The organism is Ferdinandcohnia sp. QZ13 (assembly GCF_031324165.1).
Taxonomy (GTDB): domain Bacteria; phylum Bacillota; class Bacilli; order Bacillales; family Bacillaceae_L; genus Ferdinandcohnia.
Genome location: NZ_JAVIVW010000015.1, coordinates 490,307 through 513,932, shown reverse-complemented (window position 1 = coordinate 513,932; position 23,626 = coordinate 490,307). Strand labels below are relative to the sequence as shown.

The 23,626-nt window shown below is 38.2% G+C and carries 21 protein-coding genes, 1 other RNA gene and 1 other annotated feature; of the genes, 18 read left to right on the top strand and 4 right to left on the bottom strand.

What is annotated here, in order from left to right:
- Window positions 1–78: 78 nt before the first annotated feature.
- Window positions 79–2,268, top strand: coding sequence for a RelA/SpoT family protein (locus RGU12_RS16290; protein ID WP_309536998.1), 2,190 nt, complete (start codon window positions 79–81; stop codon window positions 2,266–2,268).
- A 14-nt stretch (window positions 2,269–2,282) separates the two neighbouring features.
- On the top strand, window positions 2,283–2,729 hold the full coding sequence (gene dtd / locus RGU12_RS16285; RefSeq protein ID WP_309536997.1) for a D-aminoacyl-tRNA deacylase: 447 nt from the start codon (window positions 2,283–2,285) through the stop codon (window positions 2,727–2,729).
- Between the two features lie 146 nt (window positions 2,730–2,875).
- Here the strand turns inward: dtd and RGU12_RS16280 are convergent, their stop codons facing one another.
- Window positions 2,876–4,090, bottom strand: a complete 1,215-nt coding sequence (locus RGU12_RS16280; RefSeq protein ID WP_309536996.1) for an ISL3 family transposase — start codon at window positions 4,088–4,090, stop codon at window positions 2,876–2,878.
- 172 nt (window positions 4,091–4,262) lie between these two features.
- Window positions 4,263–6,050, bottom strand: coding sequence for an N-acetylmuramoyl-L-alanine amidase family protein (locus RGU12_RS16275; RefSeq protein WP_309536995.1), 1,788 nt, complete (start codon window positions 6,048–6,050; stop codon window positions 4,263–4,265).
- A 132-nt stretch (window positions 6,051–6,182) separates the two neighbouring features.
- Between RGU12_RS16275 and RGU12_RS16270 the strand changes: the two genes are divergently transcribed.
- The 5 genes from RGU12_RS16270 (at window position 6,183) to RGU12_RS16250 (ending at window position 11,439) form a co-directional block, all read left to right on the top strand.
- Entirely contained in the window at window positions 6,183–6,359 is a 177-nt protein-coding gene (locus tag RGU12_RS16270) for a hypothetical protein (protein ID WP_189655176.1), read from the top strand.
- 94 nt (window positions 6,360–6,453) lie between these two features.
- Window positions 6,454–6,715: a binding site (T-box leader), on the top strand.
- A 235-nt stretch (window positions 6,716–6,950) separates the two neighbouring features.
- Window positions 6,951–8,219 carry a histidine--tRNA ligase gene (hisS, locus tag RGU12_RS16265; RefSeq protein WP_309536994.1) on the top strand — a complete coding sequence of 423 codons (1,269 nt, stop codon included), beginning with the start codon at window positions 6,951–6,953 and terminating at the stop codon, window positions 8,217–8,219.
- Window positions 8,220–8,230: 11 nt separating this feature from the next.
- Window positions 8,231–10,000 (top strand): aspartate--tRNA ligase, encoded by a 1,770-nt coding sequence (gene aspS, locus RGU12_RS16260; protein WP_309536993.1) that lies wholly within the window; start codon window positions 8,231–8,233, stop codon window positions 9,998–10,000.
- 283 nt (window positions 10,001–10,283) lie between these two features.
- A non-coding RNA gene (ssrS, locus tag RGU12_RS16255) (6S RNA) lies at window positions 10,284–10,475 on the top strand.
- A gap of 199 nt (window positions 10,476–10,674) precedes the next feature.
- Entirely contained in the window at window positions 10,675–11,439 is a 765-nt protein-coding gene (locus tag RGU12_RS16250; RefSeq protein WP_309536992.1) for a tRNA threonylcarbamoyladenosine dehydratase, read from the top strand.
- A 26-nt stretch (window positions 11,440–11,465) separates the two neighbouring features.
- Here the strand turns inward: RGU12_RS16250 and RGU12_RS16245 are convergent, their stop codons facing one another.
- Window positions 11,466–12,137 (bottom strand): RsfA family transcriptional regulator, encoded by a 672-nt coding sequence (locus RGU12_RS16245; protein WP_309536991.1) that lies wholly within the window; start codon window positions 12,135–12,137, stop codon window positions 11,466–11,468.
- A 285-nt stretch (window positions 12,138–12,422) separates the two neighbouring features.
- Between RGU12_RS16245 and RGU12_RS16240 the strand changes: the two genes are divergently transcribed.
- Together RGU12_RS16240 and RGU12_RS16235 are read left to right on the top strand one after the other, a co-directional pair.
- Window positions 12,423–13,343: an ABC transporter ATP-binding protein gene (locus RGU12_RS16240; protein ID WP_309536990.1), complete on the top strand. Its 921-nt coding sequence runs from the start codon at window positions 12,423–12,425 to the stop codon at window positions 13,341–13,343.
- A gap of 1 nt (window position 13,344) precedes the next feature.
- The gene (locus tag RGU12_RS16235) at window positions 13,345–14,289 is read left to right on the top strand and encodes an ABC transporter permease (RefSeq protein WP_396232403.1); all 945 of its coding nucleotides are present in this window, start codon (window positions 13,345–13,347) and stop codon (window positions 14,287–14,289) included.
- Between the two features lie 27 nt (window positions 14,290–14,316).
- Here RGU12_RS16235 and RGU12_RS16230 read toward each other — a convergent pair whose 3' ends face one another.
- On the bottom strand, window positions 14,317–15,618 hold the full coding sequence (locus RGU12_RS16230; protein WP_396232373.1) for a replication-associated recombination protein A: 1,302 nt from the start codon (window positions 15,616–15,618) through the stop codon (window positions 14,317–14,319).
- Window positions 15,619–15,785: 167 nt separating this feature from the next.
- Between RGU12_RS16230 and RGU12_RS16225 the strand changes: the two genes are divergently transcribed.
- The 9 genes from RGU12_RS16225 to RGU12_RS16185 all read left to right on the top strand — a co-directional run bounded on the left by RGU12_RS16225 (window position 15,786) and on the right by RGU12_RS16185 (window position 23,349).
- Entirely contained in the window at window positions 15,786–16,457 is a 672-nt protein-coding gene (locus tag RGU12_RS16225) for a YczE/YyaS/YitT family protein (protein ID WP_309536988.1), read from the top strand.
- Between the two features lie 13 nt (window positions 16,458–16,470).
- Window positions 16,471–16,884 carry a cysteine metabolism transcriptional regulator CymR gene (cymR, locus tag RGU12_RS16220; protein WP_136377673.1) on the top strand — a complete coding sequence of 138 codons (414 nt, stop codon included), beginning with the start codon at window positions 16,471–16,473 and terminating at the stop codon, window positions 16,882–16,884.
- Between the two features lie 51 nt (window positions 16,885–16,935).
- Window positions 16,936–18,078, top strand: a complete 1,143-nt coding sequence (locus tag RGU12_RS16215) for a cysteine desulfurase family protein (protein WP_309536987.1) — start codon at window positions 16,936–16,938, stop codon at window positions 18,076–18,078.
- A gap of 13 nt (window positions 18,079–18,091) precedes the next feature.
- The gene (gene mnmA / locus RGU12_RS16210) at window positions 18,092–19,204 is read left to right on the top strand and encodes a tRNA 2-thiouridine(34) synthase MnmA (protein WP_309536986.1); all 1,113 of its coding nucleotides are present in this window, start codon (window positions 18,092–18,094) and stop codon (window positions 19,202–19,204) included.
- Between the two features lie 97 nt (window positions 19,205–19,301).
- The gene (locus tag RGU12_RS16205; protein ID WP_309536985.1) at window positions 19,302–19,964 is read left to right on the top strand and encodes a tetratricopeptide repeat protein; all 663 of its coding nucleotides are present in this window, start codon (window positions 19,302–19,304) and stop codon (window positions 19,962–19,964) included.
- Window positions 19,965–19,984: 20 nt separating this feature from the next.
- The gene (recD2, locus tag RGU12_RS16200; RefSeq protein ID WP_309536984.1) at window positions 19,985–22,393 is read left to right on the top strand and encodes an SF1B family DNA helicase RecD2; all 2,409 of its coding nucleotides are present in this window, start codon (window positions 19,985–19,987) and stop codon (window positions 22,391–22,393) included.
- Between the two features lie 103 nt (window positions 22,394–22,496).
- Entirely contained in the window at window positions 22,497–22,973 is a 477-nt protein-coding gene (locus RGU12_RS16195; RefSeq protein ID WP_116351589.1) for a PRC-barrel domain-containing protein, read from the top strand.
- Between the two features lie 31 nt (window positions 22,974–23,004).
- Window positions 23,005–23,193: a YrzR-like zinc ribbon domain gene (locus RGU12_RS16190; RefSeq protein ID WP_116351588.1), complete on the top strand. Its 189-nt coding sequence runs from the start codon at window positions 23,005–23,007 to the stop codon at window positions 23,191–23,193.
- Window positions 23,194–23,217: 24 nt separating this feature from the next.
- A complete protein-coding gene (locus RGU12_RS16185; RefSeq protein ID WP_099352165.1) occupies window positions 23,218–23,349 on the top strand; it encodes a YrzQ family protein in 132 nt (43 codons plus the stop codon).
- Window positions 23,350–23,626 lie beyond the last annotated feature (277 nt).

Below are 23,626 nucleotides of genomic sequence, written 5' to 3'. Positions count from 1 at the left end.
TAACCTAAATTATATGTAAAAAATGATTCAAAGAATTCTTTCTTTGAATCTTTAATTTCTAAAAAGGTGATAAAATCTATGGCAAACGAACAGGTCCTAACTCCTGAGCAAGTGATAGAAAAGGCAAAAGTATATTTGAACGATAATGATATCGAGTTTATTAAACGTGCTTATAAATTTGCAGAGGAAGCTCATAAAGAGCAATTTCGTAAATCAGGTGAACCCTACATCATCCACCCAGTACAAGTAGCGGGTATATTAGTGGATCTTGAAATGGACCCTTATACAATTGCTGGCGGCTTTTTACACGATGTTGTGGAGGATACGAATGTCACTCTTCAAGAAATTAGTGATGAGTTTACTCCTGAGGTAGCTATGCTCGTTGATGGAGTCACAAAACTGGGGAAAATTAAATACAAGTCGCAGGAAGAGCAACAGGCTGAAAATCATCGAAAAATGTTCGTAGCTATGGCTCAGGACATTCGGGTGATTTTAATCAAGCTAGCAGACCGTTTGCACAACATGCGAACGCTTAAGCATCTCCCACCAGAAAAGCAACGCCGTATTTCTAATGAGACGCTTGAAATTTTTGCTCCATTGGCACACCGACTAGGTATTTCAACGATTAAATGGGAGCTTGAAGATACAGCCTTACGTTATTTAAACCCTCAGCAGTATTATCGTATCGTCAACCTGATGAAAAAGAAACGTGCAGAACGTGAGGAGTATCTTGACGAAGTTATTAGAGAAGTTAAGCAACATGTCGAAGAGGTTTCAATAAAAGCAGAAATTTCCGGGCGACCAAAGCATATTTACAGTATATATCGAAAAATGGTTCTTCAAAATAAGCAATTTAATGAAATCTATGATCTGCTTGCAGTTCGAATTGTCGTAAATAGTATAAAGGACTGTTATGCGGTTCTAGGAATCATTCATACTTGCTGGAAGCCAATGCCAGGTCGATTCAAAGACTATATTGCAATGCCGAAGCCCAATATGTATCAGTCTCTTCACACAACTGTAATCGGTCCGAAGGGGGACCCACTTGAGGTACAAATACGAACAGTTGAGATGCATCAGATTGCAGAATATGGGATTGCAGCGCATTGGGCATATAAAGAAGGCAAACAAGTAAATCAACAATCTTCTTTTGAAGAAAAATTAACATGGTTCCGTGAAATTTTGGAATGGCAAAACGATGCATCAAATGCAGAAGAATTCATGGAGTCTTTAAAAATTGATTTGTTTTCCGATATGGTCTTCGTCTTTACACCGAAGGGAGACGTTATGGAGCTTCCATCCGGCTCTGTTCCTATTGATTTTGCCTACCGAATTCACTCTGAAATTGGAAATAAAACAATTGGTGCCAAAGTAAATGGAAAAATGGTAACCTTGGATTATAAACTAAAAACAGGGGATATCATAGAGATCTTAACATCGAAGCATTCCTATGGTCCAAGTCAGGACTGGATTAAACTGGCTCAAACATCCCAGGCAAAAAACAAAATTCGTCAGTTCTTTAAAAAGCAACGTCGTGAAGAAAATATTGAAAAAGGTAAAGAACTTGTTGAAAAAGAGATCCGCAATCTTGAATTTGAAGTGAAAGAAATTTTAACACCTGAAAATATCAAAAGGGTTGCTGAGAAATTCAATTTTACAAACGAAGAAGACATGTATGCCGCAATCGGATATAACGGAATTACTGCTGCCCAAATCGCCAATCGTTTAACCGATAAACTTCGGAAGCAACGAGACCTTGAACAAGTGGCTGAAACAATATCAGAGGTAAAGCAAATACCTAATCGTTCAAAAAGACGTGATTCTGGTGTACAAGTTCAAGGAATTGACAATTTATTAATCCGCTTATCGAAATGCTGTAACCCGGTTCCAGGAGATGAAATTGTCGGTTTTATTACAAAAGGCAGAGGTGTTTCCGTTCATCGTGCAGATTGCCAAAATGTCCATACAAAGGATGCTCAACAGCGCTTAATTGAGGTTGAATGGGAAAGTAATCTAAATGATCGTAAAGAGTTTAATGTGGAAATTGAAATAAACGGATTTGATCGTCGAGGTTTATTGAATGAAGTGCTTCAAGCAGTAAATGAGACAAAGACAAACATTTCGGCTGTGTCAGGAAGATCGGACCGTAATAAAATGGCAACAATAAATATGTCCATTTCTATTCAAAATGTCAGTCATCTTCATAAAGTTGTGGAGCGGATTAAACAAATTCGGGACATATATTCTGTTCGCCGTGTAATGAGTTAAGAAAGGGATTTGTCATGAAAGTCATCGTACAGCGTGCAAGGGATGCACGTGTAATCGTTCAAAATGAAGAAGTGGGTTCCATCAAAAATGGGTTAATGCTTTTGGTCGGAATCACACATACAGATACAATCGAGGATATAAAATATGTGGCAGACAAGGTGGTCAATCTTCGCATTTTTGAGGATGATAAAGGGAAAATGAATTTATCACTACTAGATGTAAAAGGAGATATTCTTTCCGTCTCACAATTTACATTATACGGGGATTGCCGAAAAGGACGACGTCCCAATTTTATGGATGCCGCAAAACCTGAATACGCCGAAAAGATGTACAATCTTTTTAATGCGGAGCTTCGTGAAAAATGTATAAATGTCGAAACAGGTTCATTCGGTGCGATGATGGACGTCCAATTTACAAATGTTGGACCAGTCACATTAATTATTGAGAGTAAAAAAAATTAGCGCAAGGCGCTTGTGCTGGATAATAAAAATGGTTCTAAGTCAAATGTTGGGGTTTTAGGCTACCGCGCTTCGCTTGGTGGCCTCAATAAAAAATGATGGATGGTACCATTCATCATTTTTTATTGAGGAGAATGCCCCCAACTTGGTTAACCAATATGTACCCCTATTCTTTTATACTTGTGTGTTAATAAAATTTTAGCCCTAAAGCGTTCAAACACTCTAAATCCATAAGCATTTCGCTTTAAAACTTTGGTGGAATTATTAATTCCCTCTAGAAATCCATTTGAATATTCATAGGCAAAGCTATTTAATACTTCAACTTGCCAATTTTGTATGGTCTTTATGGCTTTAATCATCTCAGGTATCTTTGAATCCTCAATAAACTTATATAATTCTTCTAATTCTTTTTTAACCAAACTAATCTGGCTTTTTCCATTTACTTTGGCCCGTAAAAACCAAGAACGATAAGCCTCTTTGATTTCATATGCTCTTCTGAGTTCATTAGACATTTCCAAGTATCGCTCTAAATGCCAACGTTCATCCTTAGTTAAGCGCTGGCTATCTTTATGAAATACATGTTTCATACGTTTACACTTTTTTCGGTCGTATCCATGAAACTCATTTTGTATTCGGCGTCTTACTCCATCAAGCCCCCAATAAATGTAACGACAAAAATGAAACCTATCAGCTACAATAACGGGTTTACCCAATGCCTCTTGAACGGCTGCTTTAAAGGAATGATTCATATCCATTATGACTATTTGAACCCCAGATCCATGCTTTCTCAAGTAGTCCTTAATCGTACGTTTATAGCGATTTGGTAAAATATCAATCGGTTCTTTTGTAATCCCATCCGCAATGATTAACTGATATTTCCCTTCCCGGGTATCACCTTTGTATTCATCAATGGCTATAACATTTGGTAGCTCTTCCACAGGACGAATTTCGCTTCGGGATATTTGATCGAATCTACGTATGATGGTTGAAGGAGAACATCCATAGATCTCGGCCGTTTCCTTGAACGTTTTTCCTTTAATCGCTTTTATCGATATTGCTTGATTCCACTCTATTGAAGTACGCTGATAACGCATGACAAAAGGGTTTTTCTCCGAAAAACGTTTTCCACACTCACAGACATAACGTCTACGCTTATAAAAGATTTGAGTTTTTCTTTCAAACCACTTTAAGTGTTGAATTTTTTGTACACGATAGTCATGAACCTTATTCGTTCTTTGATTACATTTGGGGCACCGGTTTACTTTTCGTTCCATTTCAACATACAGTCGCACTACTTCACCGACTTCTTCAACATTGGTTAGGATAGACCCTTTTAATCCAGGAATAATCATGGTAAAATCCATATTGCACGCAACTCCATTCTTTACACTTGTTTCTAGTCAATTCAAGTATAAAAGAATGAAGAGTTTGCGTGTTTTTTTATGCACACAAATTTTTTCTAAACCCCAACAAATATTATAGAGCCATAAAAATGCCTCAAAAGCTATTTGCTTTGAGGCATTTTTATGTGGAAATCTACTTTCCTTTAAAGTATTGAGCAAGTCCATAATAAATTCCATTTGAAACATTTTCTTGGAAAGTATTTGTACTTACGGTATATTCTTCTGTCGGATTACTAATAAACCCTAATTCCAATAAGACTGATGGATTTCGGTTTTCCCGTAAAACTTGATAATTGCCTTGACGATGCTGTCTATTTTTGAAACCAGTATTCTTAACTATTTCTGATTGGAGTGTTGAAGCAAGTCCAACATCAATATTTTTATAATAATAGGATGTTACTCCCCGTACATTACGGTCATAAGTACTATCATAGTGGATGCTCACAAAGGCATCAGCATTCCGATAATGAGAGATACTGACCCTCGAACGTAAGCTAACATAATTATCACTGTTACGTGTCATTACGACATTTGCACCAGAAGCATTTAGTTTATCAACAACCATTCTTGCAGTACGCAAGTTTAACGTTTTCTCATAGGTGCCACTTACTCCAATAGCGCCACTATCATTACCACCATGACCAGGATCGATGACGATTGTTTTTCCTTTTAAATATTGATTGACACCTGGTCGTTCTACAATGTCTTCTGTTCCATTCACTGAAACAAGCCAACCAGCGACATAGCCAATTTTATTTCCGGGGAGATTTATTTTATACCAATCCCCTTCCTTAGCCACCATCGCAAAAGAATCGCCTTCGTTCCCCCGAGCAACTACTGAATGTGAAGTAGATGAACCTGAACGAATATTTGTGCCATTATAAAGGATCTTTACAGCGGTTTTTCCTGAGCTTGGTTTTTCGGTAGTTGGTGTATCTAACTGAATGTCTAAATACCAGCTGGCAACCCAACCATTCGTACCGTTTGATAATGTAATATGGCTCCAATTATTTACTTCCTCTTCAATTGTTACCTTATTCCCTTGCTTTAGGCTACCGATAACTTTACCTGAAAGGGAACCACTGTCTCGAACATTTAAGCTAGATGCTGTAACAACTCCAATTTTACCCTGGTTTGTTGGAGTTTGTGGTGCAGCTGGTTGAGAGGGTTTTTCCTCTGTTGAAGAAATACCTGCAACGAAATCCCTATGTATCCAAGCAGAGCTTCCTCCAAATACAATTTCTAACCATACTTCTCTCTCATTGGTAATCGTAACATTAGCATTTTGTTTTAACTTTCCAATGATTCTACCTTGCAAATTAGGTTGATCCCGAACATTTAAGATAGAAGCAGTAATTGTTCCGGTTTTTTTAGAGGTAGTTGAATTTGAACTTGAGTTTGAATTCGAATTCGTTGAACCAGATGACTGCTTTGCAGTGATAAATTGGGAGGAAACCCAACCATTATGTCCATTAAATGAAATTTTAGACCAATTCTCATTTGCCTCAAGAAACTTGGCCTCGTTTCCTTTATTTAACGAGCCAATTACTTGGAAACTTGTTCCTGGACCACTTCGAAATCTAAGTCCGTCTACGGTTGATACAACGGTTGATGATGAAGTGGTTGGTGATGAGGTTGATTGGTTTTCTTTTATGAGCCATGATGCAACCCAGCCTGTTTTTCCAGAAGAAAGCTGTAGTTTAACCCATTCATTGTTCCTATCAATGATTGTATACTTTTCTCCTTGTTTGACCTGAGCTGCTCTTCCGTAGGAAAGACCAGGACCTTCTCTTACATTCAAAACAGGAGTATTAATGACTGCGATAGTTTCAGCCTTTGTGAGTTTGCCAGGGGTTGTTGTAACTGAAAAAATAATCGCGAGTAGGAACGCTAGTCCCAATTTTAAAATCTTGTGTAACACTTAAAAGCCTCCTTGAGTAAAAAAACATAGCTTTATAAGAATTCGCCATAAATAAAAATATTCCTGTTTTTTTAGAAAGAAAATCTAAAAAAAGGGAAAGATATAACTTATCAAGTATAAGGGGCGAATAGGATGAGATTTAGCGAAAAAAGCAATAACATTCAAAATACAGGTGGAAATGTATTCGGAGTGGATTTTCACGATTTTATTCAAAAAGAGCAGTCATCAACGTATGTTGAATTAGCGAGTGAATTTGGGGTTTCGGTTAGAGATGTTAGAAACCTAAAAAAACAATTACATCGTTCTTGATATAAATTATTATTTTTAAAAAAATGATCGCTAAAACTTGACATGAACCGAGTTCATACGTATGATTATATAAAATTCTACAAAAATGAATAAACTAGAACCAGTGATGGGGAAAAGTAGATAAGACTACACATGAATAGAGAGGGAATGTCATAGGCTGAGAGCATTCCTACATGATGACTTATTGAATGAACACCTCGTAGGTTTCTCTCTGAAAAAGCAAATGCTCTAGTAGGAGTTGAACGTTTCAGGCGTTAACTGACAGAGTGAAGACTAGACAATCGTCTCTAAATAAGTAGAGAATAATTAGTCTTAACTAGGGTGGCACCACGGGAATCCAAGCTCTCGTCCCTACAAGAAATTGTAGGGATGGGAGCTTTTTTATTTTATTCAGTTATAACTTAATAAAATAAAAGCCTCCGGTGGATGCCACAGATTTTCAAAGGAAACTTTTCGAGCACTAGACCAAAGACTAAGGATGCCACTTCCTGTGGCAACGTCTTTGTGATCCACCTCGTGTGGGCTTAAAAAATCTGGGCGTAAATACGTCAAGGCGTATTTGATTTTGTTAAAAGTAAGGAGGAGTAATAAATGGTTAATATTCCTAGGGGAACGCAAGACATTCTTCCAGGTAATGTGGAGAAATGGCAATATATCGAGGAAAAAGCTCGTGATATTTGCAAAAGATTTAATTACAAAGAAATCCGGACACCGATCTTTGAACATACAGAACTATTTTTACGAAGTGTTGGTGAAACAACAGACATCGTGACAAAAGAAATGTACACCTTTGAAGATCGTGGTGAACGTAGCTTAACACTTCGACCAGAGGGCACTGCAGCTGTTGTTCGCTCATATGTGGAAAATAAAATGTATGGGAACCCAGCACAGCCAACAAAGCTATATTATTGTGGACCAATGTTCCGTTATGAACGACCACAAGCTGGACGTTTCCGTCAATTCGTTCAATTTGGTGTCGAGGCATTAGGAAGCAATGACCCTGCTATTGATGCGGAAGTCATCGCACTCGCAATGGAAATCTACAAATCACTTGGATTGAAAAAACTAAAACTTGTAATAAACAGCTTAGGAGATGTATCTAGTAGAAGGGCTCATCGTGATGCACTAATCGCACATTTTTCTCCTAGAATAGATGAATTTTGTTCAGACTGTAAATCAAGACTTGAGAAAAATCCAATGCGTATCCTTGATTGCAAAAAGGACCGTGACCACGAATTAATGCAGTCTGCACCATCTATTCTCGAATACTTAAACGAGGACTCAAGTGTGTATTTCGATAAAGTAAAATCCTACTTAACAGAATTACAGATTGATTTTGAAGTGGATTCAGGTCTAGTAAGGGGATTGGATTACTATAACCATACAGCATTTGAAATTATGAGTGATGCAGAAGGATTTGGAGCAATTACGACTCTATGTGGTGGGGGACGCTACAATGGATTAGTAGAAGGACTTGGCGGACCTGAAACACCAGGTATTGGATTTGCTTTAAGTATTGAAAGACTTTTAGCAGCCTTACAAGCAGAAGGAATCGAATTACCAATTGAAGAGCAAGTGGACTGCTATATTGCTGCAATCGGGGATGCAGCGTCTGCAAAATCTGTTTTATTAGTAAATGAACTTAGAAAAGCTGGCTTAGTTGCTGAGAAAGACTATTTATATAAAAAAGTAAAAGGTCAATTTAAAGCAGCTGATAGATTACAGGCTAAGTTTGTTGCCATTTTAGGCGATGAAGAATTAGAAAGAAACGTGATTAACGTGAAAAACATGGAAACTGGAAATCAAGAAGAAGTCCAAATTGAACAATTTATTGCATATATAGTTGAAAAAAGTCACTAGGAGTGGGAAACATGTTTGGAAGAACATATTATTGCGGTGAAGTCACCGAGCAAGCCATTGGCGAAAAAGTATCATTAAAAGGTTGGGTTCAACGAAGAAGAGACCTAGGTGGGCTCATTTTTATAGACCTACGAGACAGAACTGGAATTGTCCAAATTGTATTTAATCCTGAAGAATCAAAAGAAGCGTTAGAAATTGCTGAGACTGTAAGAAGTGAATATGTCTTGCATGTCGAAGGAACTGTAGTGGCTCGTGATGAAGCAACAATAAACAACAATATTACAACTGGAAAAATCGAAATAAAAGCGACTGATGTCAAAATCATAAACGAAGCAAAAACTCCTCCATTTATGATTGAAGACCGCACAGAAGTTTCAGAGGATTTACGTTTAAAATACCGTTATTTAGATCTTCGCAGACCGGCTATGTTTGAAACGTTTAAAATGCGTCATAATGTCACAAAATCAATTCGTGAATATCTTGACGGTGAAGGGTTCCTAGATATCGAAACACCCATTTTAACAAAAAGCACACCTGAGGGAGCTCGTGACTATCTTGTACCAAGCCGTGTACATCCAGGTGAGTTTTACGCACTGCCACAATCACCACAAATTTTTAAACAACTCTTGATGGTGAGTGGATTTGACCGCTATTACCAAATTGCACGCTGTTTTAGAGATGAGGACCTACGTGCTGACAGACAACCAGAATTCACACAAATCGATATTGAAACGTCATTCATGAGTCAGGAAGACATCATAGCCATGGCAGAGCAAATGATGAAAAAGCTTATGAAGGATGTAAAAGGAATGGACATCGAGCTTCCATTATCACGATTAACATATGAAGATGCAATGAACCGTTATGGTTCTGATAAACCTGATACTCGTTTTGAAATGGAATTAATCAACCTCTCCGAAGTTGTCAAAGACAGTGGATTTAAAGTATTCAGCAATGCTGTGGCAACCGGTGGACAAGTAAAAGCAATCAATGCAAAGGGTGCTGCTGATAAATACACGCGTAAAGACATCGATGGTCTCACAGAATATGTGAATCGATACGGCGCTAAAGGTCTTGCATGGTTAAAGGTTGAAGAGAATGAATTAAAAGGTCCGATCGCTAAGTTCTTTGATGTAGAAGAGCAAAAGGCTTTAAGAGCAGTTTTAGATGCTTCAGCGGGAGACCTACTCTTCTTTGTAGCGGATAAACCAAAGGTTGTAGCAGATGCATTAGGAGCACTCAGATTAAAACTTGGAAAAGAGCTTGAGTTAATTGCTGAGTCTAAGTTTAATTTCCTATGGGTGACTGATTGGCCACTGTTTGAGTTTGATGAGGAAGATGGACGTTATTATGCTGCTCACCACCCGTTTACAATGCCAGCTAGAGAAGATATCGAGCAATTAGAGAGCAAGCCTTGGGAAGTAAAGGCACAAGCATATGACCTTGTATTAAATGGTTATGAGTTAGGTGGAGGCTCGCTTCGTATTTTTGAACGTGACATCCAAGAGAAGATGTTCAAAGTTTTAGGATTTACAGAAGAGGAAGCAAACGAGCAATTTGGATTCTTATTAGAAGCTTTTGAATATGGAACACCACCACATGGTGGTATTGCCTTAGGACTAGACAGACTTGTGATGCTTTTAGCAGGAAGAACCAATCTTCGTGACACGATTGCTTTCCCTAAAACAGCTAGTGCAAGTGATCTCTTAACAGATGCGCCAAGCGAAGTTAGTAAAGCACAATTGAACGACTTGTATTTGTCGTTAAATGTTCGAAAATAGCGAACAAAACCCTTTTTGGTCAACTTGTAAACACGAATTTCGTGTGTTAATATTGTGACATAAAGTTAGTGTTCAAAAAGGAGGATGGAAAGGACCGCGTCGACAAAAACGCCACATCCTGTGGCATTGTCGACACTAGCACGTCCTGTGCGTCGAAAGTTCGAGGCGGCGCGGCTTTGAGTACCGGAACGTATGTAGTTAATACGTGAGGAACGGAAAAGCAAGCCAACGAAGAAATTCGATGTGTCATTTTCACCGGACTTTTTGAACATCCTCTAAGTTAGAAGTCCTGATGTGTTTGTCGTATAACCTATTGTTTTGACCGAACAATAGTTTATACGGGAGCCCGGAGTTTTCGTACGTGCGTAAATGCCTCATCTTTCGCTAAAAGAGGACTTACAAAAGTCGAAACAGGGTGCCCACCTGCGGAGAGCGGGTTCAAAACTAAGGCATCGACGGCACGATTGGGACTTCTACAGATTTACCTCATAAATAAACGAATCCCTGTTTACTTATTTGTAAACAGGGTTTTTTTAACTTTTTTAGGAAAATTCATTTAAAAAAATACTTAATTTCATATAGAAATTCTTGAATTTAGGCGGAGTATGTTATATTCTTATTCTGGTTAAAATACAGGAAACTTTTATTTTTTGATACCCGATGGAGTTGAAGAGATGTTACACCAATTTTCAAGAAATGAATTAGCAATAGGAAAAACTGGCGTAGAGATCCTTAAGAATAGTACAGTGGCTATTCTTGGAGTAGGTGGGGTTGGTTCCTTCTCAGTCGAGGCGCTTGCGCGTTCAGGAGTAGGACGCTTGATACTTGTTGATAAGGACAATGTTGATATCACAAATATTAATCGACAATTACCTGCTTTACTTTCTACAGTTGGTCAGTCAAAAGTAGACATTATGAAAGAACGAATTGCTGACATAAACCCTGATTGTGAAGTAATTGCACTTAAAATGTTTTATACAGAAGAAACATATGAGGAATTTTTTAGCTATGACTTAGACTTTGTCATTGATGCTTCAGACACAATTATGTATAAAATTCATCTTATGAAAGAATGCCTAAAACGAAATATTCCAATCATCTCAAGTATGGGTGCTGCAAATAAAATGGATCCAACACGTTTTATGATTACGGATATTTCCAAAACACATACCGATCCAATCGCAAAGGTGATTCGTACGAAATTACGAAAAGAAGGAATTCGCAAAGGAATCCCTGTCGTATTTTCTGATGAAAGTCCAATTGTGATTCGGGAAGATATTCGTCAAGAAATCACGGATGAAAATGCTAAAATTCGAAAGGCGAAAATGCCGCCATCTTCAAATGCATTTGTACCATCTGCTTGTGGACTGATTATGGCAAGTTATGTTGTTCGCGAATTGCTAAAAGACATTAAGATCAAAAGAGTAAAGGACGAATAAAAAAACGTGGCCAGGAGGCCACGTTTTTATTTTGCCAATTGCTCCAGGTTTCCGTTTTTGTCCATCCGAAAAGCTGGAGAGTTACGGTCTTCTGAATCTTCGAACATGACTAGGCGTCTTGCACGATCCATAATTTGCACAAGTGCTTGGTAGTCTTCTTGAATGATAGTCTGTTGGTCAGATAATTTTTCAAGCTTCTTTTCAAGCTCTTTTGTTTGCTGCTTTAAAGATTCATTTTCTCGACGTAGACGATTATTCTCCATCTCCAATTGATTTGAAAGAAGATCATGACTGCGTACGGAAGACAAGAAAGAAATACAATCATCAAGTGTAATGGAGTTTGACGATGGGATTAACTCGGCCGAAATCTCTTCCACGTATTGTGGTGCAGGTGTTTCCTCTTTAAATGTTTCTGTCATTACTGGTTTTTCAATTGCTTGTTCATTATCTTTGTTCATTCTTTCAAGTGCACGTTTTCTTTCTTTTCTTTGCTTTTTCGCAATTGCAATGGCTTGCTCATAATTATTGCGAACTTCTGCATTCCATCGGAACCCACATGCTGCTGATGTACGATTTAATTTATCACCGACTTCATCGAATGCGGCTAATTGTGTCCCACCTTCACGAATGTAGCGTAAAACTGTTTCTGCTAATAAGAGATCATCCTCATGTGACCATGCATCTTGTCTCACTTTCATAATACCAACTCCCTATTAAATTTAAATGATAGATTTTTTCTTTATATCTAGCATGACCACGTTAAATTTGTTTTATACATTAATAGTTTTGAGAAAATAAAATTACAGCTAAAGGCGTATTATGACTGTGATTTGCAATGTAAAGAGTATGTGAAGTTTTCTCATAACCTAAAAAAATGGGAACTTTTTCATTTATAATACGTAGGTAGTAATATCGCATAATCCAGAAGATGTGAATGAGATTTAAGTAAATTCAAATCTCACAAACTGTAAGGAGGAGAAAATGTGCAACCAGTTTTACAATTGAAAAATGTTAAAAAGACAATTGGTAGAAAAGATATTATTAAGGGAATCACCTTTGATGTATATCCAGGAGAAGTTTTTGGCTTTTTAGGACCAAATGGTGCCGGAAAAACCACTACTATTCGAATGCTAGTTGGACTCATGTCTATTACAGATGGCGAAGTCATAATAAAAGGGACAAATATTGCAAAGAATTTTGAACAAGCTGTACAGCATATCGGAGGTATTGTTGAAAACCCGGAAATGTATAAGTTTTTAACAGGCTATCAAAACCTTCTTCATTATGCTCGGATGGTAAAAGGGGTGACAAAAGAAAGAATTCTTGAGGTAACAAAATTAGTTGGGCTGGAAAAAAGAATTCATGATAAGGTGAAAACATATTCACTAGGAATGAGACAGCGCTTAGGAGTTGCGCAAGCACTCTTGCATAGCCCGTCCATTTTGATTTTGGATGAACCAACAAATGGGTTGGACCCTGCAGGTATTCGAGAGGTTCGAGATTATGTCAGGAAGCTTGCGAGAGAAGAAGGACTTGCTGTTATTGTATCCAGTCACTTACTTTCTGAAATGGAAATGATGTGTGACCGTATTGGAATCATTCAAAATGGTAGCTTAGTGGGTGTCCAGAAGGTTACGGAATTCGTGAGCGAAGAAGCAAGTATTCGGGTTCAATTTCAAGTGGATGATGTAGAAAAAGCATTATCAATTCTATCAACTGAATACCCAGCGCTTGAAGTAATACAAACAGAAAAAGGAATCGAGATTCTAACGGATCAGGAAATGATTCCAAAGATAAATGCTAGTCTTGTAAAAAATGAGATTCAGGTCTATGGAATTATGCAGCTTTCGAAATCACTAGAAGATCGATTCTTAGAGGTAACAGGGGGTAGTGGAATTGGGTAATATCTTCAAACTTATTCAAAATGAAAATATGAAAATTTACCGTCGAGTTTCAACATGGATCATGTTAATAATTCTGATTGGAGCAGCACTAGTTGTCGGCATTTTCACGAACGCAACAGCTCCAGATTCTGTAGATGAAAATTGGAAACAGAGTGTACAACAAGACAGCGAAATGTTGAAAGCAAATATTGAGAATGAAGATTATCCAAAGTTAGCAAGGGATACCTTTGAAAAAGAACTTGCTATTAATGAATATCGCCTTGAACATGAAATAGCTCCAACCACCAATTCTAAGTCGATTTGGACCTATATGGGATATGCTGCGGAAATTGTTTCGTTAATCACCTTATTTACAATTGTTGTCGGTGCAAGCAGTGTTGCATCTGAATTTACATGGGGAACGATTAAATTATTGTTAATCCGACCTGTATCAAGATCAAAGATTCTTCTATCAAAATATTTGGCAACTATCTTATTTGCGTTATTCTCCTTGGTTCTACTTTTTGTTACATCATTTTTAATAGGAAGTATATTCTTTGGGTTTGACGGTTCAACTCCTCATCTTGTTTATAGAGATGGTGCAGTACAAGAGGTTCATATGGTTTCTCATATTTTAGGGATCTTTGGATTAAAATCGATAAACTTAATCATGATGTCAACATTTGCTTTTATGATTTCCACCATTTTTAGGAATAGTGGACTTGCCATTGGATTAGCGATCTTCCTAATGTTTGCAGGTGTAAATGCAACAGCTCTCCTGGCTATGAAGTTCGATTGGGCAAAATATATCCTATTTGCGAATACAGATTTATCTCAATACCTCACTGGATATGTATTAGTTGAGGGAATGACAATGCAATTTTCGATCATCATGTTAATCATCTATTTTGTCATTTTTAATGCACTTACGTGGTTTGTCTTTACGAAACGTGATGTAGCTGCATAAAACAAAAGGGGGAAGAAATAGTAAAGTCTACTTCTCCCCCTCTTTTTGGAGTTGTTCAAGCCGGTCATATACTTTTGAAAAATATTTTTCTTGTCCATTTTCTTTTGGTTTAAAGTATTTTCTGTTTTTCAAAAGGTCTGGTAAGTACTGCTGCTTTACCCAGCCATTCGGGTAATCGTGTGGGTAAAGATATCCTATCCCATGTCCAAGCACTTTCGCTCCACTATAATGCGCATCACGGAGGTGATCAGGGATCTCTCCGATATTTCCTTTTCGAATATCTTCAATCGCCTTATCAAGAGATTTATACGCACTGTTTGTTTTTGGTGACAAACACTGTTCAATCACGACGTTTGCCAGTGGGATTCGTGCTTCAGGCAAGCCTAGTCGCTCAACCGCCTGACAAGCCGCTACCGTATGCACTCCAACTTCAGGTGCAGCAATTGAAATATCTTCATAGGCAATAACGGTTAATCTTCTACAAATCGATACTAAATCTCCACCTTCAATCAATCTTGCTAAATAATGCAGAGCAGCGTTAACATCGCTACCCCGGATGCTCTTTTGAAGGCAGGATAATAATGAATAGTGAAGATCCCCGTCTTTGTCGTGGGAGAAACCCTTATTTTCTACACATTCCTTTACGAGCTCTATATCTACTTCAACCTCGTCACTATCTCTGGTTTTAGAAGCTAACACGACATCTTCTAGAACATTCATCGCAGACCTTGCATCACCCTTTGTAGAAGATGAAATTAGGTCAATTGCTTCCTCGCTAATTGAAATTTGCAAATGCCCAAGACCACGTTCTGAATCTTTAAGTGCACGTTGAATTAATTCCTTTATATCCTCTTTTGTTAAAGGACGAAGCTCTTTAATTTGTCCACATCTACTGCGAATCGCTGGGTTTACATCATGAAATGGATTTTCAGTTGTCGCCCCAATTAACGAAACGAGACCTCGCTCCACATGTGGAAGTAGATAATCCTGTTGTGCTTTGTTAAAACGATGGACCTCATCGATAAACAAAATCAATTTCCCTTCCGCCTTAGCAGTCGAAACAGCATCCTCGATATCCTTTTTTCCTGCTGTTGTGGCGTTAATTGAGATAAAGGGCATATCAACAGTTCCGGCAATTGCAGTTGCGATCGATGTTTTTCCAATACCGGGTTCCCCATAGAGTAAGATCGAGGGAACATGTCCATTCATAATCATTTTATATAAAGCCGTGTCTTTACCGATAATATGCTTTTGTCCAAGAATTTCTTCAATATGTCTCGGGCGCATTCGATACGATAAAGGTGCTTCGATAAGTGATTCAAAAAGCAAATGATTCATCCCCTTATCTAAACAGTCAGAGTCGATACTCCAACTTTATCATACGTTTTGCGATTGATAAATTCAAATACAATGCAATTTATGATATAATGTCGTGAGTTTAGAGTAATTAGAGAGATATATACAGCAAGTAGCGACACGAGAGACGGAGTGAGAGAATGCGAGTTCAGACTAGCTTAGACCACCCAATGTTGAAATGGTCAACTTTTTTTATCGGCTTGTTAATTATGTCATTGGGGATTGTCATGATTATCAAAGCAGATCTTGGGGCATCCCCTTGGGACGTTTTGCATATCGGACTTTATAAACAAATTGGTCTTACCATTGGTACCTGGTCGATCATTGTCGGCTTTTTTATTTTGTTTCTTTCCTCATTTTTATTAAAGCGACTGCCTCAAATCGGTGCTTTTTTAAATATGATATCGGTGGGTATTTTTATAGATATGTTCATGATGGTTCCGTTCCTCGTTACACCTGAAACCTTTACCGGGAAAATTATGATGTTGCTGTTAGGGCTCCTTATTAATGGCTACGGAATGGGAATTTATATTTCCGCAAAGGTAGGTGCAGGCCCAAGGGATAGTTTGATGTTAGCATTAACTGAAATTTCTAAGTGGAAAGTGCAATATATTCGTTTAGGAATGGAAATTACTGTATTAACAATTGGTTGGTTGTTAGGTGGTCCTGTTTTCGTAGGAACCTTAGTATATTGTGTAGGAATTGGGTACATCGCAGGTTTTGCATTGCCACAATGTCAGAAAATGCATGATGGATTAAAACGCAAACTGGATAAAGCACCAGTGATTGAAGCGAATCATTTTAGTAATTAGGGGTGTAAATGTAATGAAAATATCAACAAAAGGCAGATATGGTCTGACAATCATGATTGAACTTGCAAAGAATCATGGAAAAGGACCGATCTCATTAAAATCGATTGCAGCAAAACATGAGCTATCTGAGCATTATTTAGAACAATTAATTTCTCCTTTACGCAATGCAGGCCTGGTAAAAAGCATTCGCGGAGCTTATGGAGGCTACGTTCTTGGGGACGAACCAACCAAAATTACAGCGGGTGACGTTATTCTCGTCCTTGAGGGACCTATTAGCCCGGTAGAGGTTTTAGAGGATGAAGAGCCAGCTAAAAGGGAATTATGGATAAGAATAAGAGACGCTGTTAAAGAAGTGTTAGACAGTACAACACTTGAAGACCTCGCAAGCTATAGCGATGGCAATGATGCATATATGTTTTATATTTAATAAAAACATGGCATAATCATAGGTACTTTTTAAAAAAAGGAGGGCGCATTGATGCAACATATTTATTTAGATCATGCAGCTACATCCCCCATGCACCCTGATGTTGTGGAGAGTATGCTTCCATACATGACTGAGATTTTTGGCAATCCATCAAGCATTCATTATTTCGGTCGAAAAGGTCGACATGCCGTTGATGAAGCAAGACAATCAATTGCCGAAAGCATCCATGCAAAGCCAAATGAGATTGTTTTTACAAGTGGTGGTACCGAAGCCGATAATTTAGCGATAATGGGAACGGCCTTTGCGATGCAAGGAAAAGGCAAACATATTATTACGTCTGCTATTGAACATCACGCTGTCCTTCATACTTGTGAACATCTCGAAAAACAAGGCTATACTGTAACGTATTTGCCGGTTAATGAGGCTGGACTTATTTCTGTTAGTGATGTTGAAGCAGCCCTAACTCCAGAAACCATTCTTGTAACAATTATGTTTGGCAACAATGAAGTTGGTGCACTTCAACCGATTAAGGAAATTGGCGAACTTCTTCAAGACCATCAGGCAGTATTTCATACAGATGCCGTCCAAGCATATGGACTGGTTGATATAGATGTAAATGAGTACAAAATTGACCTTCTCTCCGTTTCAGCTCATAAAATCAACGGTCCGAAAGGAACCGGATTTTTATTTATGAGGGAAGGTAATAAAGTGGCGCCATTATTATTTGGGGGCGAACAAGAAAAGAAACGTCGTGCTGGAACGGAAAATGTTGCAGGAATCACCGGCTTACAAACTGCTGTTCAATTAGCAAAACGAACGATGAGTGAAAAAAAATCGTTATATCAGGAATTTAAACAGACTTTTGTTTCTGTCTTAAAGGAACAAGATGTAAGTTTTGAAGTTAATGGCGATTTATCAAAGTCATTGCCACATGTATTAAATATTTATTTTCCTGGAACGAATGTTGAGTCCATGCTGGTCAACCTTGATTTGGCAGGAATTGCCGCATCAAGCGGGTCTGCTTGTACGGCGGGTTCGATTGACCCATCACATGTACTTGTAGCCATGTTCGGAAAGGATTCTGATCGAATCACTTCTTCAATTCGTTTTAGCTTCGGTCTCGGAAACACCATTGAGGACATAAGAACGGCTGCATTAGAAACAGCAAAAATTGTCAAACGATTAACTCTTTAGAGGAGGTGGAAACATGAAAGATCCAAAAGATACCCGTGTAGTAGTTGGGATGTCTGGTGGAGTAGACTCATCTGTTGCAGCACTTTTATTAAAGGAGCAGGGCTATGATGTCATCGGGATTTTTATGAAAAACTGGGACGATACCGATGAAAATGGCGTATGTACAGCAACTGAAGACTATGAGGATGTAATCCGAGTCTGCAATCAAATCGGTATTCCTTATTATGCGGTCAATTTTGAAAAGCAATATTGGGATAAAGTGTTCACCTACTTTTTAGACGAATATAAAGCAGGCAGAACACCAAATCCAGATGTCATGTGTAACAAAGAAATCAAATTCAAAGCCTTTTTAGAGCATGCCTTAACACTTGGTGCGGATTATTTAGCGACTGGGCATTATGCTCGTGTTGAATATAGAGACGGAGAATATAAAATGCTCCGTGGAGTCGATGAAAATAAGGATCAAACCTATTTTTTAAATCAACTAACCCAGGAACAGCTTTCAAAAGTAATGTTTCCAATTGGAAATATTGAAAAGCCAAAAGTACGAGAACTAGCGAAAAAAGCAAACTTAGCCACCGCTACAAAAAAAGATAGTACGGGAATTTGCTTTATCGGTGAACGTAATTTTAAAGAATTCTTAGGGAATTACTTGCCGGCTCAACCGGGTGATATGGTGACCTTTTCAGGAGAAGTTAAGGGAAAACATGATGGTTTAATGTATTATACAATTGGACAACGTCATGGCTTAGGCATTGGCGGAAGCGGTGAACCATGGTTTGCCATTGGTAAAGACCTTAAGAAGAATATTCTTTATGTTGACCAAGGCTTCCATAATGAATATCTCTATTCTGATTCCATCTTAGCTACCAATGTCAGCTGGGTATCAGATAACAAACCTGAGCAAGATGTTAAATGTACAGCGAAATTCCGTTATCGCCAACAGGATAATGCCGTAACAGTACAAAAGGTCGACGAAAATACAGTAAAAGTAATTTTCGACGAGCCGATTCGAGCGGTTACACCTGGACAAGCTGTTGTCTTTTATAATGGGGACGAATGCCTTGGTGGTGCAACGATTGATAAAGTCTTTAAAAATGGCGAACGTCTAACATATGTTGGATAAAGTTAAACTTCATTCAAACCTCAACTCTATATTTAGGGTTGGGGTTTTCCTGTGTTATAATATGAACTGCACAAAAGTTAATTGGAGTTGAATATCATTGGATTTAAATAAACAAGGTATTGAATATATGCAAGAGGGAAAATACGAGGAAGCAGCAAAATGCTTTGCACAAGCTATTGAGGAAAATCCGAAAGAGCCCATTTACTATATAAATTTCGGTAACCTTTTATCAGCAGTTGGAGATCCCGAAAGAGCTATTGCTTTTTTTACCAAAGCACTAGAGCTTAATGAGGGAATGGGAACTGCTTATTACGGAATTGGTAGCCTTCTTTACAACCAGGATGATTTTATCAAGGCAAAGGATATGTTCGAAAAAGCTCTAAAAGCGGGAGTCGACAATAGTGATACCTATTTTATGCTCGGTATGACTTTGAATCAGTTAGGTCAACCAAAGCTTGCATTGCCTTATATGAAACGAGCAGTTGAGCTTAACGAAAATGACGTAGATGCTTTATTCCAATACGGACTTTGCTTAGCGGGAGAATCTGTAATTGATGAAGCTATTAAAACATTTAATCGTGTCATCGAACTAGAGCCAGAACATTCAGATGCTTATTATAACTTAGGAGTGGCTTATGCTGGCTTTAAAAATGATTATGAAAAAGCACTCAACATGTTTGAAAAAGCATTGGAAATTCAACCAGACCATATGTTGGCTGCAAATGGAAAGAAAATTGTTAGTGAAGCATTAAGCGAATAAATGATAGGGAGGGAATACTTGTGGAACAACAGGAATCTTTAGATTTATTTAATGAACAACGTAAATACATGAAGGGTACTCATTTAGTTACCATATTTCATAATGAGCAAAATTTATATTCTGTTGTTCGTATCAGGCTTCAAGAGACAAATGAAGATTATCATGAAAAAGAAGCAGTTGTTACGGGGTATTTCCCTCGCATTCATGAAAATGAAACCTACATCTTTTTTGGCCGCTTAAAAGAGCATCCACGATTTGGGATCCAGTTTCACGTTGACCAATTCCAAAAAGAAATTCCCCACACAAAACAAGGCATCGTCCAGTATCTTTCAAGTGATCTTTTTAAAGGAATCGGGAAAAAGACGGCGGAAAAAATTGTTGAAACTCTTGGAGAAGGAGCAATATCAAAAATTATTGCGAATCCAGCCATCTTGCAGGAGGTTGATAAGCTCTCAGCGGACAAAGCGAAGGAGATATACGATACCCTTCAAGAACACCAAGGTCTTGAACAAATTATGATTGGCCTTTCCCAATATGGATTTGGTCCTCAGCTTTCGATGAAAATTTACCAAATGTATAAAGAGCAGACCCTTGAAATTCTTCAACATAGTCCCTATAAATTAGTCGAGGATATAGAAGGAGTCGGGTTTGGAAGAGCCGATGAACTAGGACGTCAGTTAGGAATCTCCGGAAACCACCCGGATCGAATTAAAGCGGGTTGTTTATACATACTTGAACAAGATTCATTGCAAGATGGACACGTCTATCTGACAGTCGAAGATTTAATCACGCGTGTCCAACAATTATTAGAGCAAAATTCCCGAGAAGAAGTCATTGCGACCGATATTTCAAAGGAAATGATTAACTTAACCGAAGAAAGCAAACTTGTCATAGAAGAGGACAAGGTCTACCTTCCGTCCCTTTATTTTTCAGAAAAAGGACTCGTCACCAATATTAAGCGGATTATGGAACAAACCGAATACGAGGATATTTTTCCAGAGTCAGAATTTTTATTAGCACTAGGTGCACTTGAAGAAAGAATTAAAGTCCAATATGCACCTTCACAAAAAGATGCCATTCAAAAAGCCTTAATGTCGCCAATGCTACTGCTAACAGGAGGTCCAGGTACAGGAAAAACAACCGTCATTAAAGGAATTGTTGAATTATACGGGGAGTTGCATGGATGCTCATTGGACCCGAAGGATTATAATTCTGAAAATCCTTTTCCTGTTGTTTTAGTTGCACCAACTGGTCGAGCGGCAAAAAGAATGAGTGAATCAACCGGACTTCCAGCTGTCACCATTCACAGGTTGTTAGGATGGAACGGAGTTGAAGGTTTTAGCCATGATGAAGACAACCCCATTAATGGTAAATTGTTGATCGTCGATGAAGTTTCAATGGTGGATATTTGGTTAGCCAATCAGTTATTTAAATCACTACCAGAGCATGTTCAAGTCATTTTAGTAGGGGATGAAGACCAGTTGCCATCGGTCGGTCCTGGACAAGTTCTAAAGGATTTATTGGCTTCAGACGTTTTACCAACAGTACGTTTGACAGATATTTATCGACAATCTGAAGGCTCTTCGATAATCGAATTAGCTCACGAAATTAAAAAAGGCAATCTGCCACAGGATATTTCAGCGCCTAAAAAAGACCGGTCCTTTATAAAATGTTATCAAAATCAGGTTCTCGAGGTTGTCAGACAGGTTTCTGACAATGCGAAAAAGAAGGGTTACTCTGTCAGGGACATTCAAGTTTTGGCACCCATGTATCGTGGTGCTGCTGGGATCGACAGTTTAAATGTCATGCTGCAAGAGCTTTTCAATCCACCAGTACATGGGAAGCGGGAATTAAAATACGGAGATATTACTTACCGCAGGGGCGATAAGGTTCTCCAATTAGTTAACCAGCCTGAAAATAATGTGTTTAATGGAGATATCGGTGAAATTGAATCAATTTTTTATGCAAAAGAAAATACAGAAAAACAGGACATGGTTGTAGTCAATTTTGAAGGAAATGAAGTTACCTATACAAAACAAGACTTGAATCAAATCACACATGCTTATTGTTGTTCGATCCATAAATCACAAGGTAGTGAATTTCCAATCGTTATCTTACCGATTGTTAAAGGGTATTATCGAATGTTACGCCGAAATTTGATCTACACAGCCATTACAAGAGCTAAAAACTTTTTAATTCTTTGTGGTGAAGATGATGCCTTACGCCAAGGTGTTCAACGTGCGAATGATACAAACCGCCAAACCACCTTATGCGAAAAATTAAAAGCAACCTTTGGTATCATGGAAGGTGGCACAGAGTCTGTTTCAGAGCCTAAAGAGGCTTTGTCCTATTATGATATGCTTTTTCAAACAGATCCGAATATCGGAATGGCGGGCATATCGCCTTATGATTTTTTGGAGGCTGAATAAAAGTCGGGAGAACCCCGGCTTTTTTCTTTTGGTAACTCTTGTGCAGTATGACTAAATGCCTGAAAGTAAATGATAAGTAATGTTCGGAAGGTGGCGATTATCTTTGCGGACATTCTCACTTCTCAAGAATTTACCGATTTATGATGAAAATTCTGCCGAGGTAATCGGTCGAGTTGCTGATCTTTGTATCACATCAGATGGTAAGGTAAATGCCTTGATTATGAAAGGAAAAGGACTATTTGAACGAGATCGAGTAGTCCCCATCCAAAGCATCTCTGCCATAGGAGATGATGGTATCATGGTTTCGGATGTGCAGATGCTTGAGCATCTAGATCACGAGGCCGATACACCGACTTATTTTTTACACACCCATCATGGATTATTCCGAAAGCCATTATTGTCTGCTGAAGGACAAAAATTAGGCTTACTTGAAGATGTATATTTTTCAGAAGAAGTGGGCACGATTATAGGGTATGAAGTAACGGATGGCTTTTTTGCTGATATTACTGAAGGAAAAAAGGTTGTTAAAACCGAGAAACCTTTAAAAATTGGCGAAGATGTCATCGTCGTTGATGTTTAACTTAGGAATTCCATGATGTGAGGTGTACCCTGTGAAGTGCCCAAATTGTAAAAGTAAAGATATCGGTAAAATTGGTGTTAACCAATATTACTGCTGGGGATGTTTTATCGAGTTATCTATAAACAAAGGACAAATATTCACACATCAGGTAGAGGAAGATGGCACACTCAGCTCGTTGGATGATCTGTTTGCTGACGACGATAGAAGGATCAGTATGTAATCCTAAACAAGGAGTGAAGAGGTTATGAATAAAGCTATGACTTCCCTAATCACGATGGGTCTAGGTGCTGCGGCATACGGAATTATGCAAAGAACAGATGTAATGTCTGCCCGCAACATGAAAAAAATGCGTAAACGCATTACGAAAATGTTTTAATATGAAAAACCCCACGGATGTGGGGTTTTTTGGTTTACAAATACAAAAATAAGGTTTTCGGTATATCCAACGTTTCCGAATTTATGTACGTATATCGTAAAAAAGAGTTTATCGGTATAGTGGGTGCCCCCAAGTAAAAGTTGTTTAAAATGAGGCATTCATTTAGAAGGCCAAGTAAAATTGTTTTCGTCCTCTACATCTAATTTTTCGCGGACCTTTAAGATCGAAATAGTTCTCGTTCAACGTTTTTATCACGTGACTTAATAATCAATCTATC

What these genes read in the sequence shown, in the direction of transcription:
- RGU12_RS16290 (WP_309536998.1), top strand. Translation starts at nt 79, where the DNA reads ATGGCAAACGAACAGGTCCTAACTCCTGAGCAAGTGATAGAAAAGGCA.
- dtd (WP_309536997.1), top strand. Translation starts at nt 2,283, where the DNA reads ATGAAAGTCATCGTACAGCGTGCAAGGGATGCACGTGTAATCGTTCAA.
- RGU12_RS16280 (WP_309536996.1), bottom strand. Translation starts at nt 4,090, where the DNA reads ATGGATTTTACCATGATTATTCCTGGATTAAAAGGGTCTATCCTAACC.
- RGU12_RS16270 (WP_189655176.1), top strand. Translation starts at nt 6,183, where the DNA reads ATGAGATTTAGCGAAAAAAGCAATAACATTCAAAATACAGGTGGAAAT.
- hisS (WP_309536994.1), top strand. Translation starts at nt 6,951, where the DNA reads ATGGTTAATATTCCTAGGGGAACGCAAGACATTCTTCCAGGTAATGTG.
- aspS (WP_309536993.1), top strand. Translation starts at nt 8,231, where the DNA reads ATGTTTGGAAGAACATATTATTGCGGTGAAGTCACCGAGCAAGCCATT.
- RGU12_RS16250 (WP_309536992.1), top strand. Translation starts at nt 10,675, where the DNA reads ATGTTACACCAATTTTCAAGAAATGAATTAGCAATAGGAAAAACTGGC.
- RGU12_RS16245 (WP_309536991.1), bottom strand. Translation starts at nt 12,137, where the DNA reads ATGAAAGTGAGACAAGATGCATGGTCACATGAGGATGATCTCTTATTA.
- RGU12_RS16225 (WP_309536988.1), top strand. Translation starts at nt 15,786, where the DNA reads ATGCGAGTTCAGACTAGCTTAGACCACCCAATGTTGAAATGGTCAACT.
- cymR (WP_136377673.1), top strand. Translation starts at nt 16,471, where the DNA reads ATGAAAATATCAACAAAAGGCAGATATGGTCTGACAATCATGATTGAA.
- RGU12_RS16215 (WP_309536987.1), top strand. Translation starts at nt 16,936, where the DNA reads ATGCAACATATTTATTTAGATCATGCAGCTACATCCCCCATGCACCCT.
- mnmA (WP_309536986.1), top strand. Translation starts at nt 18,092, where the DNA reads ATGAAAGATCCAAAAGATACCCGTGTAGTAGTTGGGATGTCTGGTGGA.
- RGU12_RS16185 (WP_099352165.1), top strand. Translation starts at nt 23,218, where the DNA reads ATGAATAAAGCTATGACTTCCCTAATCACGATGGGTCTAGGTGCTGCG.